General features: G+C 35.1%; 13 protein-coding genes. 5 read left to right on the top strand and 8 right to left on the bottom strand.

Annotated features, from left to right (window positions below):
* Positions 1-143: 143 nt before the first annotated feature.
* Entirely contained in the window at positions 144-1,418 is a 1,275-nt protein-coding gene (locus tag FNW38_RS16340) for a Y-family DNA polymerase (RefSeq protein WP_143389009.1), read from the top strand.
* On the top strand, positions 1,409-1,849 hold the full coding sequence (locus tag FNW38_RS16335) for a LexA family protein (RefSeq protein WP_143389010.1): 441 nt from the start codon (positions 1,409-1,411) through the stop codon (positions 1,847-1,849). The genes FNW38_RS16340 and FNW38_RS16335 overlap by 10 nt, the downstream gene beginning before the upstream one ends.
* Before the next feature lie 107 nt (positions 1,850-1,956).
* Here FNW38_RS16335 and FNW38_RS16330 read toward each other — a convergent pair whose 3' ends face one another.
* The 5 genes from FNW38_RS16330 to FNW38_RS16310 form a co-directional block, all read right to left on the bottom strand.
* Positions 1,957-5,424: an efflux RND transporter permease subunit gene (locus FNW38_RS16330; protein ID WP_143387435.1), complete on the bottom strand. Its 3,468-nt coding sequence runs from the start codon at positions 5,422-5,424 to the stop codon at positions 1,957-1,959.
* Between the two features lie 67 nt (positions 5,425-5,491).
* Positions 5,492-6,676: an efflux RND transporter periplasmic adaptor subunit gene (locus FNW38_RS16325; protein ID WP_235890224.1), complete on the bottom strand. Its 1,185-nt coding sequence runs from the start codon at positions 6,674-6,676 to the stop codon at positions 5,492-5,494.
* 21 nt (positions 6,677-6,697) lie between these two features.
* Complete coding sequence (locus tag FNW38_RS16320; RefSeq protein ID WP_143387436.1) at positions 6,698-8,056, bottom strand: TolC family protein; 1,359 nt, start codon at positions 8,054-8,056, stop codon at positions 6,698-6,700.
* 125 nt (positions 8,057-8,181) lie between these two features.
* Positions 8,182-8,781, bottom strand: coding sequence for a TetR/AcrR family transcriptional regulator (locus tag FNW38_RS16315; RefSeq protein ID WP_143387437.1), 600 nt, complete (start codon positions 8,779-8,781; stop codon positions 8,182-8,184).
* A 134-nt stretch (positions 8,782-8,915) separates the two neighbouring features.
* Entirely contained in the window at positions 8,916-9,437 is a 522-nt protein-coding gene (locus FNW38_RS16310) for a YceI family protein (RefSeq protein WP_143387438.1), read from the bottom strand.
* Positions 9,438-9,645: 208 nt separating this feature from the next.
* Here FNW38_RS16310 and FNW38_RS16305 point away from each other — a divergent pair, with 208 nt between their 5' ends.
* Both FNW38_RS16305 and FNW38_RS16300 read left to right on the top strand, forming a co-directional pair.
* Positions 9,646-10,620, top strand: coding sequence for a polyprenyl synthetase family protein (locus FNW38_RS16305; RefSeq protein ID WP_144065056.1), 975 nt, complete (start codon positions 9,646-9,648; stop codon positions 10,618-10,620).
* A gap of 109 nt (positions 10,621-10,729) precedes the next feature.
* Positions 10,730-11,080 (top strand): hypothetical protein, encoded by a 351-nt coding sequence (locus FNW38_RS16300; protein ID WP_144065057.1) that lies wholly within the window; start codon positions 10,730-10,732, stop codon positions 11,078-11,080.
* A gap of 422 nt (positions 11,081-11,502) precedes the next feature.
* On the opposite strand, the gene FNW38_RS16295 is transcribed toward FNW38_RS16300, so the two are convergent.
* The 3 genes from FNW38_RS16295 to FNW38_RS16285 are packed head-to-tail and all read right to left on the bottom strand — an operon-like array spanning position 11,503 to position 15,506.
* Entirely contained in the window at positions 11,503-12,408 is a 906-nt protein-coding gene (locus FNW38_RS16295; protein ID WP_144065058.1) for a carbohydrate kinase family protein, read from the bottom strand.
* A 33-nt stretch (positions 12,409-12,441) separates the two neighbouring features.
* Positions 12,442-14,127: a glycoside hydrolase family 13 protein gene (locus FNW38_RS16290; protein WP_144065059.1), complete on the bottom strand. Its 1,686-nt coding sequence runs from the start codon at positions 14,125-14,127 to the stop codon at positions 12,442-12,444.
* 59 nt (positions 14,128-14,186) lie between these two features.
* On the bottom strand, positions 14,187-15,506 hold the full coding sequence (locus FNW38_RS16285) for an MFS transporter (RefSeq protein ID WP_144065060.1): 1,320 nt from the start codon (positions 15,504-15,506) through the stop codon (positions 14,187-14,189).
* 200 nt (positions 15,507-15,706) lie between these two features.
* On the opposite strand from FNW38_RS16285, the gene FNW38_RS16280 reads away from it, so the two are divergent.
* Positions 15,707-16,732 carry a hypothetical protein gene (locus FNW38_RS16280; protein WP_143387444.1) on the top strand — a complete coding sequence of 342 codons (1,026 nt, stop codon included), beginning with the start codon at positions 15,707-15,709 and terminating at the stop codon, positions 16,730-16,732.
* Positions 16,733-16,993 lie beyond the last annotated feature (261 nt).

Below are 16,993 nucleotides of genomic sequence, written 5' to 3'. Positions count from 1 at the left end.
TGTAGCCCCTAAATGTTATCAACTTCTCAAATGTTAAAACTATGAATTTTTATTATATTTTTGCGTAAGGTGAGTTATTAACAATCCCTAAAATTAACTTTTGTTACTTACTCGCATAAAAGCATATTGAGTAATTTTGTACGATGTATGCTTTAGTCGATTGTAACAATTTTTACGCTTCTTGCGAAAGGGTTTTTCAACCTCAATTCGCAGGAAAACCTATTGCAATATTGTCAAATAATGATGGCTGTGTAATTTCCAGAAGCAGTGAAGCCAAAGCGGCTGGAATTCCAATGGGCGCGCCGGCATTTAAAATCAAGGAGCTGGTAAAAGAGAAAGGGGTAAAGTTATTTTCTTCGAATTATGCCCTTTATGGGGATTTGAGTAATCGGGTGATGTCAATTTTAGGTCAATTTACGCCTAATGTCGAAATTTACAGCATTGATGAAGCTTTTCTTAATTTTGATGGTTTACAGGTTTTAGATTACCATGATTATGGTATTCAAATGAAAACCCGCATACAAAAATGGGTGGGAATTCCCGTTTGTATTGGTTTTGCACCAACCAAAGCATTATCAAAAGTAGCCAATAAAATTGCCAAGAAATTTCAAAACAGAACGCATGGTGTCTATGTAATCGATAGTGATGAGAAACGCACCAAAGCTTTGAAATGGACCAAAATTGAAGATGTTTGGGGTATTGGTTATCGCATGAATAAAAAGATGAAAGCTCGAAATATTACCACTGCTTTAGACTTTATAGCACCACAACACGAAGCTTGGATTAAGAAAGAAATGGGAGTAACTGGTCTTCGGTTAAAATATGAATTAGAAGGAAAATCAGTTTTAGACTTAGAACCTCTTGCGGACCAAAAGAAAAGTATCGCGATTACCAGAAGTTTTCCAAAACAAATCTCTGATTTTGATTTATTGCGCGAACGCATTGCCACTTTTGCATCGGTTTGTGCAGAGAAATTACGGAAACAAAACTCTTGTTGTCATGCGATTATAGTAATGTTAGTCATCGATAAACATACGATAGAAACGTCAAAATATTATTTTAATATGGCGGTTACCCTGCCTTTTGCAACTAATTCTACTTTGACAATTTCGAATACGGCAATTGATATCTTTAAGAAATTGTACATAGGAAATGAAACTATAAAATTCAAGAAAGCCGGCGTTATTGTTACGGAACTTATTGATGAAAATAGAAAACAATTGCAGTTATTTGATGAGGAAAACCCAAAACATTTGGCTTTGATGAAAGTTATGGATCATCTCAATAACAAAATTGGAGACAAAAAAATAAAGTTGGCTACTCAAAATTTAAGCCTGACGTGGAATATGAATCAGAATCATTTGTCGCCAAAATATACCACTAATTTTAAAGATATTCTCGAAATAAAATGTCACTAAACAAAGAACAAAGACTAACATTCTTTCTGCCTGATTTTGAAAGTGACCTAAAAATTCCTTTCATGTCCGAAGGTGTTTCGGCGGGATTTCCATCTCCAGCCGCTGATTTTATGGAAACGAATATCGATTTAAACAAAGAACTAAGTGAAAATCCTTTGGCCACTTTTTATATCAAAGTCAAAGGAAATTCGATGATTGATGCGGGTATAAATGACAAAGATGTGCTTGTGGTGGATCGAAGTCTGGAACCTCAAAACAATAAAATTGCCATTTGTTTTATTGATGGAGAATTTACAGTGAAACGCATTCAGCTCGAGAAAGATTGTTTGTATCTCATGCCTGAAAATCCTAATTATTCTCCTATAAAAGTTACCGAAGAAAATCAATTGATCATTTGGGGTATTGTGACTTATGTTATAAAGAAGATTTAAAATAGTTTATGTATTGTCTTGAAGAAGGGAGTTCTTAAGAAAATGTTTTTCAAAAACAAAAACCCGCCCCAGATGATTGGGGCGGGTTTTTATTTAATAACGGACTCTTAAATCGTTTCCGATGGTTTATTTTTTTTTCGGTCTCTTAACCAATATTTGGTTCTTTTTACCAAATAGAACATCACCGGAACCATCACCAATGTTAAGACAGTGGCATAAGTCAATCCGAAGATAATGGTCCAAGCCAACGGTCCCCAGAAAACTACGTTGTCTCCACCCATAAAGAAGTGTGGATTGAAATCGGTAACCAGAGAGAAGAAGTCAAAGTTCAATCCGATAGCCAGTGGAATCAATCCCAATACTGCCGTCAATGCGGTCAATAATACCGGACGTAATCTTGATTTCCCGGATTCGATGATTACTTCTTTTATTTCCTCCAATGATAAATCGTCATGATTTTCCACTTGTTTTTCGGCTACTTTTTGGTCTAATAACAAAACGAAAAAGTCCATCAATACAATTCCGTTTTTCACCACGATTCCGGCAAGAGAAATAATTCCCATCATCGTCATTAAGATGATGAAATCCATATTGGCAATGACATAACCATAGAAAACACCACTAAAACTTAACAATACGGTAAATAAAATAACCATCGATTTGGAAACCGAATTGAACTGTAAAACAATAATTAAAGTAATACCGGCCAAGGCAAGAAACAAGGCAAACATTAAGAAATTCTGATTTTTTCCTTGCTCTTCCTGAACTCCTGAAAAGGAATACGATATTGTTTTTGGCAATTGATAACTCTTTAAATCAGATGCAATCTGTTTGGTGATCTCATCTCCATTGTAACCCGTCAAGACATTCGAATACACCGTCATGATGCGTTTGTGATTCTTTCTTTTAATCTGGTTGTAGGTCGTGGTTTTTTCTGTTTCAGAGATGGCCGAAACAGGAATCTGCACGATTTGACCATTATTTTGATTTCTGAAAGTCAACGATTGATTGAACAATACGTTTTCATTTTTGCGTTGGTCTTCTTGCATACGCATGGTGATATTGTAATCATCGTCGCCTTCTTTATAAGTGGAAATTTCCTGCCCATAAACCGAACGGCGTAAGGTAAAACCAAGCTGTCCTGTAGATACTCCCATACTTCCCGCATTGACACGGTCAACAGTTACTTCCAGTTCCGGACTTTCTTTATTGACATCGACACTCAATCGCTCAATACCCGGAATGTTTTTCGAATTGATGTAAGCGATCATCTTGTCGGCTTCTTTAAGCATCACATCATAATCTGTTCCTGTCAATTGGATACTGATCGGGTAACCGGCCGGTGGCCCGTTAGCATCTTTTTCTACGGTAACGGTCGCACCTGCGATACCGGTAACTTTCTGACGAATTTCTTCTAAGATATCAGCGGTATTAATGCCTTTACGGAATTTAAACTCCGAAAAACTTACCGTTACCTTTCCTTTGAAAGGCGTTTCCGAAGCAGAGCCGGCATCCACATTCGGATTTCCGGCACCAACACCTACTTGTGATACGATAGATTCTGCCAGGAAATTTTCATTCGTTTTCGGATCTACATATTTGTTTAAAATCGAAATGATTTGTTTCTCCACAAATAAGGTGGCTTTGTTTGTTTTCTGGATATCGGTACCTTGAGGGTATTCGATATAAGCAATTACCTGATTCGGAATATTGTCCGGGAAGAACAACACTTTTCTAGGAAAAATTCCCAAGAGCACAAAGGAGAAAAACAACAATCCTATAATCCCCGCCAAGGCATACCAAGATCTTCTTTTAGTCAGGATTTTTGCTAAAAAGTTTTGGTACCTGTCTTCCATTTTTGGAAAAAAGTTATGCTGAAAATCCTGGGTCCACTGGTATATTTTTAGTTTATACAACCACATTAATACAAGTGAAATAATAGATAAGTGACCAATGGCTTTGGCCAGTTTAGCATCATAGATATTACCCAGAAGGACAAAAATAAATGCAATCGCCGTAAATATAATGGTGTAGGTTTTTGCCGATTTTTTAGATACATTTTTATCTTCAATGGCCATAGAACCTCCTGTCATGGCGGCATTAACAACCATAGCGACAAACAAAGAAGCTGTTAGGGTTACGGTTAATGTAATTGGGAAATATTTCATGAATTTCCCCATGGTTCCCGGCCATAAGGCAAAAGGTAAAAAGGCCATCAGGGTGGTGGCTGTTGAAGAAATCACCGGCCAGGCAATTTCGCCAATACCAATTTTAGACGCCTGTACACGGTTCATGCCTTTTTTCATATTGGCAAATACGTTGTCGACAACCACAATACCGTCATCAACCAGCATTCCCAGTCCCATTACCAATCCGAAAAGAACCATGGTGTTCAATGTTAATCCAAAAGCCGAAAGTATCGCAAATGCCATCAACATAGATAACGGAATCGCCGCTCCTACGAATAATGAGTTACGCAATCCCATGGTAAACATCAAAACAATCATTACTAGAATGATTCCGAAGATGATATGATTAGATAATTCATCTACCTGGTGTTCTACCCGTGAAGATTGATCGTTGGTCAATTCTAGGTGTAAATTTTTAGGCAAATAACTGGCTTTGGCTTCTTCTATTTTTTCTTTTACCTGTTCAATGGCAGAAATCATGTTTTGTCCCGAACGTTTTTTTACGGTGAGCATCACCACTTCTTTTCCTTTTTCACGGGCATAGGTTGTTTTCTCTTTTTCTTTGAAAGCAATGGTTGCGATATCTTTTAGATAAACTGCTCCACCGTAGAATTTAACGATGATGTTTTCTAATTCCTGTGGGTTTTTAATTTCCCCCACAATTCGGATATTGTTTCTGGAACCTTGGGAAATCAAATTTCCTCCGGAAAGGGTCATGTTCTCGTTCTTAACCGCATTCTGGATTTCGTCGAATGTAACTTGGGCAGCGGTCATTTTGAAAATGTCAACCGCAATTTCCACCTCTTTGTCATCAACGCCTAAAATGTCCACTTTCTTAACTTCGGCAATTTCTTCGATATCGTCCTGAAGTAATTCACCGTATTTTTTAAGTTGTTGGGTAGTGTAATTTCCTTGTAGGTTAATGTTTAAGATAGGAACTTCTTCGGATATGTTTAATTCAAAAACATTCGGTTCTACCTTGCTGCCGTTGTCTAAGTTAGGCCAATCGGTGTCGGCTTTGGCATTGTCTACTTTGTCTTTGATTCTGGTTTTGGCTTCTTCAACAGTAACGTCATCCGAAAATTCGGCGATAATCATTCCGTAATCCTGAAAAGAACTTGAAGTCACTTTTTCGACCCCACTGATGTTTTTAATTTCTTTTTCTAAAGGTTTTATAACCAGTTTTTCGACATCCTCGGCTGAATTTCCAGGGAAAACAGAAGATATGTATATTTTGTTTTCGATGATTTCAGGAAAATCCTCTCTTGGCATGGTGATATAGGCGGTTAGACCTAAAATTACGATGAGCAGGGTTACAATGTAAACGGTAACCCGGTTGTCTACCGCCCAACTCGATATTCCGAATTCTTTATTTTGATGTGACATAATGTATAGATTATAGATTTTGTTTTTAGAAACGGACCATGTCCTTCTCCAATCCTTCAATCAATTATTAGAAATTTAATTTCATTCCGTCTGAAATCGTATTTACTCCTTCGGTAACGATGATATCATCCGCTGATAATCCGCTTAGAATTTCTGTTACATTGTTAGAGGATTGTCCCAATTCTACCAATACTTTTTTGGCAATGCCTGTGGTGCCTTTTGTATTCGTCACAATAAAAACAAATTTGTTTTTTCCTCCATCTTCCTGAACCACATTGGTTGGGACAACGATAGCGTTTTTAGCAGTATAATCTACGATTCTAAGTTTGGCCACTTGATTCGGTCTCAATAAATTCTCTTTGTTTGGAACAGAAACCTCAATCGTGAACGTTCTGTTGTTTGGATTGATGTTATTGGCCACTTGACGAATTTTACCGGAGTAGTTTTTGTCCAATGAAGTCAAATAAACATCAACTGAGGTCCCCACTTTTAGTTTTCCGATGTAGTTTTCCGGTACCGATGTAGAAACATACATGTTGTTTAGGTTTACGATTCGCATCAATCCCTGACCCGGAGCGACCACTTGGCCTCTTTCGATCAATGTTTCATCAATTACACCTGAAAATGGAGCGACAATTCTGGTTTTGGCCAGTTGCGCTTTGATTTGTGAAACCATTTTTTGTTGGCTAACCATATTGGTTTGTGCTTGCAGGAATTGTATTTCTGAACCAATTTTTTGATCCCATAAACGTTTTTGTCTTTCAAAAGTTGTTTTTGCCAAAGCCAGTTGTGATTGTGCCTGTGCCAATTGTTGGCTTAATCCGCCGTCATCAATCATTCCCAGTAATTGTCCTTTGCTAACTTTTTGACCGGCCACCACGTTCAGAGAAGTCAGGATTCCGGAAAATTGTGGATAGATAATCAGGTTTTCTTTCGTTTCCACATTTCCCTGTACTTCAAGATAGTGGCTAAAAACAGTGTCTTTTACGGTCGTTACTGATACTAAGGCTTCTTCTACTTTGGTGTCTAAACTCGCTATAGCTTCGTCCAGTTTGGTGATTTGAGTTTGCAATTCGGCTCTTTTGGCTTTGATGGAAGCCAGGTTTTTAGACGCGATTAAAGTGTCGGTATCTGTATTGTTTTCTTTATTGGAACAGGAAAATAAGAAAATCGACAGGGCTGTAAATAATAGTATTCGTTTACTCATATTGGTCTTATTTATTTTTCGGAATTCGTATACAATTGATCTCATTGCTAAATAGTTATAGTGTTATTATATTTTGTTAATTACCTTTTCCAGACTGGCTTTTTTGTTTATTATTTCAACCATAGACTGTAAGTATTTTTGTTGCGCATCATAGAGTTGTCTTTGTGCGTCATTAAAATCAAAACTGGTTGATAAACCTTCCGTAAATTTTGTTTGTTGTTTTTTCTCAATTCGTTCGGCCAGTTTCAAATTTTCTTTGGCTGTTTCGTATTCTTCAATGCTGAATTCGTAGTCGCTTTTGGCACTTGCATACTGTAATTTGAGTTTTTGCTCGGTTTCCGTTAGTTGCGTTTTGGCTTGTTCCAAAGCTATTTTAGCTTGTTGTGTGCGGGATGTTCGGGCTAAACCGCTAAAAATAGGAACGTTAAGCGTCATGCCCAGGTTGGAATAATTCAGCCATTTTTGGTTTCTGGTAAAAAATTCAAATTGGTTTCCAAAGGCGTTATACCCAAAATTCATATTGGCAGTTAAAGTGGGAAGCGCTTTGCTTTTTTGTAATTTTAATTCCAATTCTCTTTGCTCCTCAAAGTTCAGGGCCATTTGATAATTGATATTGTTGTTTACATTAAATCCATCCTGATTGAAAGTAAGGTCTAAATTGCTGATGGTTAAATTGTCCAGTTTGTCCGTCAGTTTCAAATCGTCATTGATGTCGATTCCTAAGGTGATTTTCAACATTTTATAGGAAATGTCTAAAAGTCTTTTGTTGTAATTTAAGTTGCTGACGATAGAAGTCAGCGTGATTTGAAGTTGCTCTACATTTTCCTCTTCAATCAAACCGCTTTTGAAAGTTTCTTTGGTGTCGAATAAGGTTTTTTCCAGGGTTGCTTTATTCTTTTCCAGAATGGCAATTCCTTCCTCGGCCAATAATACGTTCCCGTAGGCGTTGATGACCATTTCCTTGGTTTCAACCTGCGTTTTTTGTTTCGCGTTTTCGTAAAATTTCAGGTAGGTTTTTGAGGCTTGTAGTGCTACAATATATGAACCGTCAAAAATCAACTGACTTAGGGTGGCTCTTGCGGTCATATTGTGTTTGGTTCCAAAAGCCACTTCGGCGAATTCCCCTTTATTTCCTCCGAAAAATTCAGCGGGAATCAGGGATTTTTGCAGTTCAAAATTGTTTGTGTAATCTAAACTGGCATTGATTTGTGGCAATCCCATGGCGGTGGTTTCCCATTTTTTCTTCTTCGCCGCATTAATATCCCTGCTGGCGTTTATGGCGGTATAATTATTGACTAAAGCATGATTTATGGCTTCTTCTAAACTAAATGCATAATACTGCTTCGTCTTTTCAACAGTATTCGATTCTTGCGCATTTGCGGCAATCGCAAAAATCAAGAAAGTGATTGAAATTATTTTTTTCATATATGTAAAATTTAATTGTTAGTTGTCATACCTGTCTGCCGACAGGCAGGTATGGTATCGCCTTTTTATTTATTGGTGTTTGCTTGCGCAAACTTGTTGTTAATGGCGATTTCATATGTGGATAATTAATAAGTGGTGAATTTTTTAAGTTGTTTTTCTAATTCCAGTATTCCTGCGGGGGTAGCCATGGCTCGCGTGTGGTATTCCAGTGCTTCCAGTTCTATTTTTTGGGCTTCTTTTTCGGAACTTGTATTTTCGTTGATATGAAAAATCAAGGTGTAATAAAATTTCACGTAAATTTCAATATCCAAATCTTCACGATAGAGTTTTTCACGAATCCCTTTTTCTATATTATCTCTAAAACATTGGGAACATTGATCAATTTCTTTTGATATTACATTGTGATAAATCTCCGGATAATATTTTTTCAATTGATAAATAGGAGAAGCATCTGAACTCTTAAACATATCCTTAAACATTTTTCTGATTTCAAAATTTTCCTCAATGGCATTGTGGTTTTTAGCGATGATGCTGTCAATGATTTCATGAACTTCTTTGTGGATTACCGCGGTACTTTCTTCAATGAGAATTTCTTTATTGCAGAAGTACTTGTATATCGTTTTTTTAGAAATACACATTTCGCAGGCAATATCATCCATAGTGATGCTCTTAAAACCTAATTTTAAAAACAGTTCACTGGCTTTTTTAATTATTTTCTCTTTCATTTTCTTTATTCTTAACCTGTTGCGATTTATTTAAAATAATTAATTTTTGATGCAAATGTAATACGGAAACTTTTAACACTAAAATAGTTTCCGCCATATTTGCAATTATTTAACATTTATATAACTAGTCCTTTTTAAACCGTAAATTCTAGATTAGCTATAAGTTTGATGTCTTGTCCTATTGCTAAACCACTAGTTTGATTAAATGAATTGGATATTAATCCGAAATCTTTACGGTTAATTTCTCCCGTTATTTCAAAAGCGGCTTTTTGATCGCCATTATAAGCGTTGATTCCAATGAACTCTGCATCAAGTTCAACAACTTTTGTTATGTTTTTGATGGTTAGATTTCCTTTCAAAAAATTAATATTCTTGTTCACTTTTTGAAATGACGTAGACTTAAAACTTATAATTGGATATTCATTTATATCAAAAAAATCATTCAATCTTAAATGGGTATCCATTTGTTCCAGTTTTGTATCGGTGTTGTTTACATCCAATGAAAATTCGATTGAAGCGTCTTCAATTTCATTATCCTGAATGTCTATATGACCTTTGAATTTGTTGATTGTTCCTGCTAAATAGGCAATTATAGAGTGTCTTATTTTAATCAGAACATCAGATTGGGTTGAATCAATTGTCCACGTTGTTGTCATAATCGGTTAAGTGTATTTAGGTTTGATTCTCATTTCACAATGGTTTGAAATGATTTATAAATTGAAATGTTAAATTTCGATGCAAATGTAAAATGGAAACTTTGAATACCAAAATAGTTTCCAGTGTATTTTTTATTATTTAACATTTCCTTAAGGAACGTAGTTTGTAATAAAGAGTGAATACTGTAAATTAGCCAAAAATTAATTTATGCATACCATTTATCAGTATCAGGAGTTTATTTCGGAATATTTGCAATCGCAATATGAAGCCAAAGAGCCCAAAAATTTGTATGAACCCATACATTATATTTTAGATCTTGGAGGAAAACGAATACGTCCGGTACTTACACTTATGAGCGCTGAAGTTTTTGATGCAGATTATAAAAAAGCGTTGCCAGCGGCTTTAGCTGTTGAGGTTTTTCATAATTTTTCATTGGTTCATGATGATATTATGGATGATGCTCCCTTGCGAAGAGGGAAGCAAACAGTGCATGAGAGATGGAATATAAATACCGGAATTTTATCTGGTGATGCGATGCTAATTTTGGCGTATCAATATTTTGAGAAATACCAACCTAAAATATTTCGTAAATTGGCTAAATTGTTCAGCAAAACCGCTCTCGAAGTTTGCGAAGGACAGCAATGGGATGTGGATTTTGAAGTTAGAGATGACGTTACCATTCCGGAATATCTTAAAATGATTGAATATAAAACTGCTGTTTTAGTCGCTGCAGCGATGAAAATGGGAGCAATTATTGCCGAAGCTTCTAAGGAAAATGCGAATTTAATTTATGATTTTGGTCTAAATTTAGGCTTAGCGTTTCAGTTGCAGGATGATTATCTGGATGCTTTTGGTGATCCGGAAACATTTGGAAAACAAGTAGGCGGGGATATTATTGAAAACAAAAAAACGTATTTGTATCTAAAAGCAGTTGCTTTCTCAGAAAAGGAGCAGCAACAACAATTGATGGATTTGTTTTCTGCTCAACCAGAAGATAATTCAGATAAAATCAAGGCGGTGAAAGAGATTTTTAATAGCTCGGGTGCTTCAAAAGCAACACAAGATGCTATTCAGGATTTTACATTTAAAGCTTTCCAAACATTAGACAAAATGAATATCAATGCCGATAAAAAAGAAATGCTTAGAGCTTTTGGTGAAAATTTAATGGGAAGAGCAGTGTAGTGTTCAGTCTCAGTATTCAGTTGTCACCTCGGGCGCAGTCGAGAGGCAATGTTTAGTGACTTTTCTTTGTAACAGGGATCTAAATTCGTTAATCAAAAATCAAAAACAAATGTTTATAGCTCCAAAAAATACAGATTTACTACTTATCGAGGTTGAGGGAGAAAATCTATACTTGAAATTAATTGAGCAGATTAACAAGGACTTTAATCTGGCTAATGAGGGCATTGATTTTCCGTTGAGTATTACTCCTAATGAGTTGAAACTGCAATTGCATGAAAAAATCTACAGACTGATTCAATATAAATTTGCCGAATATCTCAATCTACTTTATATAATTGATGTTTCTGAAGAACAAATAAAAAAACTGGACGGTTCAGATTTAGTTATTCTTGCCGAAGAAGTTGCTTTTCTAATTCTGAAAAGAGAATGGCAAAAAGTGTGGTTCAGGAATAAGTACTAAATACTTGTTGAATATAATAATTAATATTGAAATAAAATAAAATTTACCAGATAACAAGATAAATTCAAACTCTTTAACAATTCTGCTTACAATAAAAAAGCAGGATAGAAAATCCTGCTTTTACAACAAAATTCAGCAACAATTATTTATAAGAGCAGGATAAAAAACCCTGCTCTTACAACAAAATTCAACAACAATTATTCATTTAACTTTTGCGTTTGTGTAAATTAAGGGAGTATAATTATACATTAACATTCATGTTATTTTCATCTTTAATATATGCTTAACTAATTCAAAATATTTAGGATTCAAATGATATAATGTAAATTCCAGTACACTCAGATGTGTGGTAATTCCAATTTTAGTATATCAGCAACTGGAATGCCAATATGTTGAATGTGATTTATTTTTAAATACATGATTTATAAGATTACTTTATTATTCATAAAATTTGTGATTACTTCATTTGTAATTTTAGGATTTGCACCTTCATTACTTGCAACCAATGCGCCTAATGCACAAGCAAAATCTATTGCTTTTTGTGGTTCTTTATTCACAAATAATTTGCTTAATAATCCTGCAAGAAAAGAATCTCCTGCGCCAACTGTATCGGCAACATTAATTTTATAACCACTATTGTAATACATTTTTCCATGGGTATACAAAACAGCTCCATGACTTCCTTTTGTCACGCATATGCTTTTTGCATTGGTTTGTTCAGCGATAAAAAGTATGTTTTGTTCCATTGAATGAAAAGGTGAATTTAGATATTCGCTTATTTCATACAATTCATCATCATTAAATTTGATGAAATCAGACTGCTTCATTTGATTAATAAGCAATTCTTTGGCGTAAAAAGGCGCTCTCAAATTGACATCAAATATTTTGTATTTTGCACTTTGGATAAGGCTTAATAAGGAATTATAAGACCTATCATCTCTGCAAGCTAAACTTCCAAAAACTAAAGCGTCAGCATTTTCCACACAATTTTTTGCTTCGGTGGTAATTTCGATTTTATCCCAAGCTACTGGATAATTAATGGTGTAAGAGGCAGAACCTTTTTTGTCTAATTGAACGAGTACTTCACCTGTTGAATAAGTCTCATCTATTTGAATCGTGTCAGTTGGAATATTATTTGCCTGAATATATTCCAATAATTCTTTCCCGATTTCATCCTTTCCAATTCGGCTAATAATTTGGGCGTTAATTCCTAACGAAGTCAATCTCGAAGCCACATTCAAAGGTGCTCCACCAATTTTTCTATGTGTCAGGAAAACATCATATAAAACTTCTCCAAAAGCAACAATATTTAAAGTTTTTTTATTCATTTTTTTTAAAATTAGAACTCTGCTATCGATATTTTAATTCAATTCTAAAATAACTGCATGAAAAGGGTTTAATTCGATTTCTCCATTACTTTTCTGAGTACAAGTTTCATTGTAATTAGATATTAAAATTTCTGTTTTTGAAATATTTATACCCAAGTCAACTAAAGCTTTTTTTGGTTTAAAATTCAACATTACTAATACTTTAGTATCATTCAATTCTCTTGTATAACAATAGGTGTCTGGATTATCTTGGTCCAAAAGGGTATATTTACCATAAATCAATACTGGATTTAGTTTTCTCAGTTTTGTAATTTTTCTAAAATAATTTAAAACCGAATCAGGGTCGTTTTCTTGGTTCGCAACATTTACGGTTTCATAATTTGGATTTACCTTTATCCAAGGTGTTGTATTTGTAAATCCCCCATTAGATGAATTATCCCACTGAATAGGAGTACGTCCATTGTCACGGGCAGTAATTTTATGCGAAGATAAAAATCGTTCTAAATCTCCCCCTTCTTTTTTAGTCAAATTATACCAATTAATGGTTTCAATATCTCGATAGTCTTCGATAGTATCAAATTTGATATTTGACATTCCTATTTCATCGCCTTGATAATAATAAGGCGTTCCTCGCATTGAGAGTAAGAAAGTGGTGAGCATTTTTGAAGATAATGCACGCCATTCGGGACTATCATTACCCCAACGAGAAACCATTCGAGGTTGGTCATGATTCCCAAAATAGATTGTTCCCCAACCTTTTTCAGCCAAAGCCTTATCCCAACGAGTAAATATTGCTTTCAAATCGACCAATTTCCAACCTTCCTCAGCAACCACTTTTCGAGGTAAAAGTCCCAAATAAGCATGGTCGAAATGATAGGACATATTCAATTCGTTACGGTCTGCATCTACAAAATCTAAAACATTTTCTATGCTTGTTCCAGGTCCTTCAGCAACAGACATTATATCATATTTACTTAATACTTCACGGTTCATTTCATGCAAGTATTCGTGTAAACGCTCGCCCGAAGCATAGAAATAATCCCACATTTTGCCTTGATATTTTTCGGGAATTGGTGGGTATGAAAGGTCTTTTGAAATAAATGTAATAACATCCATTCGGAAACCATCAATCCCTTTTTTGAACCAATAGTGCATCATGTCATATATTTCATGTCTCAATTTTGGGTTTTCCCATTTCAAATCGGGTTGTTTTTGCGAAAAATAGTGTAAATAATAGGCATTTGTCGCTTCATCATATTTCCAAGCATCGCCTTCGGGGTCGAAAAAACTCCAACGAGGGGCAGGTTTTCCGTCCTCGGCATTAACCCAATGATAATAATCACGATAAGGGTTTTCTCTTGATTTTCGAGATTCTTTGAACCAAAAATGTTCATCGCTCGAATGATTGACAACCAAATCCATGACGAGTTTTATTCCTCGTTCGTGCATACCCTTAAGCAACTCATCGAAATCTTCCATTGTGCCAAACTCCGACATAATATTTCGATAATCCGATATATCATAGCCGTTATCATCATTCGGTGAACTGTAAACAGGATTGAGCCAAACGACATCAATACCTAAACTTTTGATATAATCTAATTTTGAAATTATTCCTTGTAAGTCGCCGATACCATCGCCATTACTATCTTTAAAACTGCGTGGGTAAATTTGATAGACAACAGCCTCTTTCCACCATGTTTTTTCTGTTTGATTCATTTTTTAAAAGATTTAATTAAATTCTAAACGTTCTCCATCAATGCCCACTATTGGGTAAATTAGCTTTCGATATTTTCAACAGTCGGCGTAATGCGCATACACAAAACAGCCGCAATTAACCAACAAATACCTGCTAAAATAATGGCATTACGAGGGTCGCCAGCCAACAAAGAATCATAATAAAGAGGTACTGTTAACATGCTGATTATTTGCGGAATACAGATAAAAGCGTTCAAAATACCCATATAAACACCCATTCTTGCAGGTTGCACAGTCGTCGAAAGCATGATGTATGGGACGGTACAAATCGCTGAAAAACCGATGCCTGTCAAGAAACATAGTGCAAAAATAGCCGTTATATTAGTGGTGAATAGTGTGCCGATGAAACCAATCGCTCCAATAGTTAGGAATAAGGCAAAAACCTTGCGTGTACCCATTCGCCTAATCAAAGGTGTAAATAAAAAAGACATCAAAATCGGTGCAACGCAATAAAAAGCAATGGCTACACCACCCATTTTAACACCATCAGCAAAACCTGCCGACTCTACTGTTGGAGCATTATAAGCGTGGCGGGCAATTGAGAGCGAATAGTATTGCCACATCAAAGGCAGACCGTACCAACAAGCAAGTTTGACCCACCACATTTGACGTAAAGCCAAAGGCATTTCTTTTACTGCCACAAAAATTTCTTTGAAAGCCCCGAAAAGACCACCACTTTCCGCTTGTTTTTTTCGGAACGCTTCCATGTCTGAAGGTGGATATTCTTTGGTGGTATAACTCGTCCAAAGTATAGAACCTATAATAATGGCAGCCCCCATTAGAAAGGCATATTTCACAAAATCGGGTATATTTTGCCCTGTTGTTAGGGTAGAAAGCCCCAAAAGCGTCAATAAATAAGGCAAAACACTTGAAAACAATTGCCCCACACCAATCAAAAATGCTTGAACTGAAAAGCCTTTCGCTTGTTGTTCTTTGGGTAAAATATCGCCCACCATTGCCCGAAAAGGCTCCATTGAACTATTGACAGCGGCATCTAAAATCCACATAAAACTTGCTGCCATCCAAAGTGTCGAGGAATAAGGCATCAAAATGAGGATAATGCTGGCAATAATAGCCCCTGTCAAGAAATAAGGGCGGCGGCGACCAAACCGATTCCAAGTATTATCACTCATTGCCCCGATAATCGGCTGAATCACAAGTCCAGTAACGGGTCCCGCCAGCCAAAGAAGTGGTAAGCTGTGTTCATTGGCTCCCAAATAGCGAAAAATAGGACTCATATTGGCTAATTGTAAGCCCATACCGAACTGAATACCGAGAAACCCGAAACACATATTCCAAATTTGCCCAAGCGATAATTTAGGTTTTTGTTGATTTTCCATTTTTATATTATTTTAAACTTACATGCTATTATTAAATAGAGGATAAACCACAAACTTATAAGTTATGAAATGCATTTAATTATTTTTTTTATTCTTTTTTTATTAAAAATAATTCGTTATTTTGGAATATTTTTGAAATACTTTGAAACAAAATACTTTGCTTTATGAATCTTACTAAATACGTCTGCGAAAAATTATATATGGAAGTTAAAAACAAACTTCAAGAAGAATTTATGATGCGTGGCATGACTTATAGAGGTTCAGAAACATCTATTTGGAAGTTAGAAAACCCAAAAAACAATAAGACTTATTTTCAGCAAATTCTTGAAGAGACCTCACAAACATCATTTTCTACCACTTTTAACAATATGTATCTCTGGAGAAAACGTAATGAAATTAAACAAAAAGAGGTTATTAATTTTAGGGAAGATTATCTCTTTGTATTTATAAAATTTTTGGGTTACGCTAATACGCATCAATATATAAATGAGTATTCACTGACGTTAAACAATTTTTTAGGAATTAAAGCAGAAGGTAAAACGGTTATTGTTCAACCTATTTTTGAGATTAATAAACTAGTTCCAATGAACGATATGATTGGTAAGTTTGCCCTTGCAAATGAACAAACCCATGATTCAAGAGATACAGAATGTGTATTAGAACTTATTACTCTTTTCCAAGATTATAATCAAATACTTCCTAAGCGGATTCATGACCAAGATATTGTTAAGTTTGAAAATGGAAATTATAAGTTTGACGAAACAATTTTAAAACAAAACAAAACAAATTGTGTATTTTCTATAGGTTTTTATTCTAACTATTTTACACTTTGGGCTCTGACAAAGCATGCAACTCAATATATTGATTTTACAGAAAGGCCATTACGTTTTAGAGTTAGATATTTTAACCAACAATTGCAACAAAGTTGTTGGACTGACTACTATGAAATGAATGATCAGTATGATATCGGTTTCTTAATAAAACTACCTATAAAATTCTCCCAAGAAATATTAAATAGTTATTTTTTCTGTGGCATTGGAAACAAAGCTACACAAGCTATTACAAGTTATTTCTGTAAGAACTGGAAAACAATTCAAAACAAAAGAGATTTTGAACAAGATACCCTTATAAATGATTCTCCTTTTATTATTGTTTTTAAAGTAAGTAAAAGTAACTTAAAGGAAATCTATATAGAAAAAGTTATAAAACTTGAAAATTTGATTTGAAATCACATTAAATAATTTATATCAATTACCTGTTGTGTCAATTATTCAAAACGCCAGTTCGTCCCGACGCTTCTGGATTTTGTGCTATAAAACGGAACAAAACTTCTCGATACGCTTCGCACTCGAAGTGACGTGTATCGAGACCATTTTAACGCTAATTTTCTAGTTCTTGATACAATTTTCTTCCCGAAGCTTCCTATCGTGTGGACACATCTTTATGTAAATTCCACCCCTCGGTCAACGATTTAAAGCTTTTTAAAC

The organism is Flavobacterium gawalongense (assembly GCF_007097265.1).
Taxonomy (GTDB): domain Bacteria; phylum Bacteroidota; class Bacteroidia; order Flavobacteriales; family Flavobacteriaceae; genus Flavobacterium; species Flavobacterium gawalongense.
The sequence above is the reverse complement of the archived record's forward strand: the minus strand, read 5'-3'. Positions and strand labels throughout refer to the sequence as shown.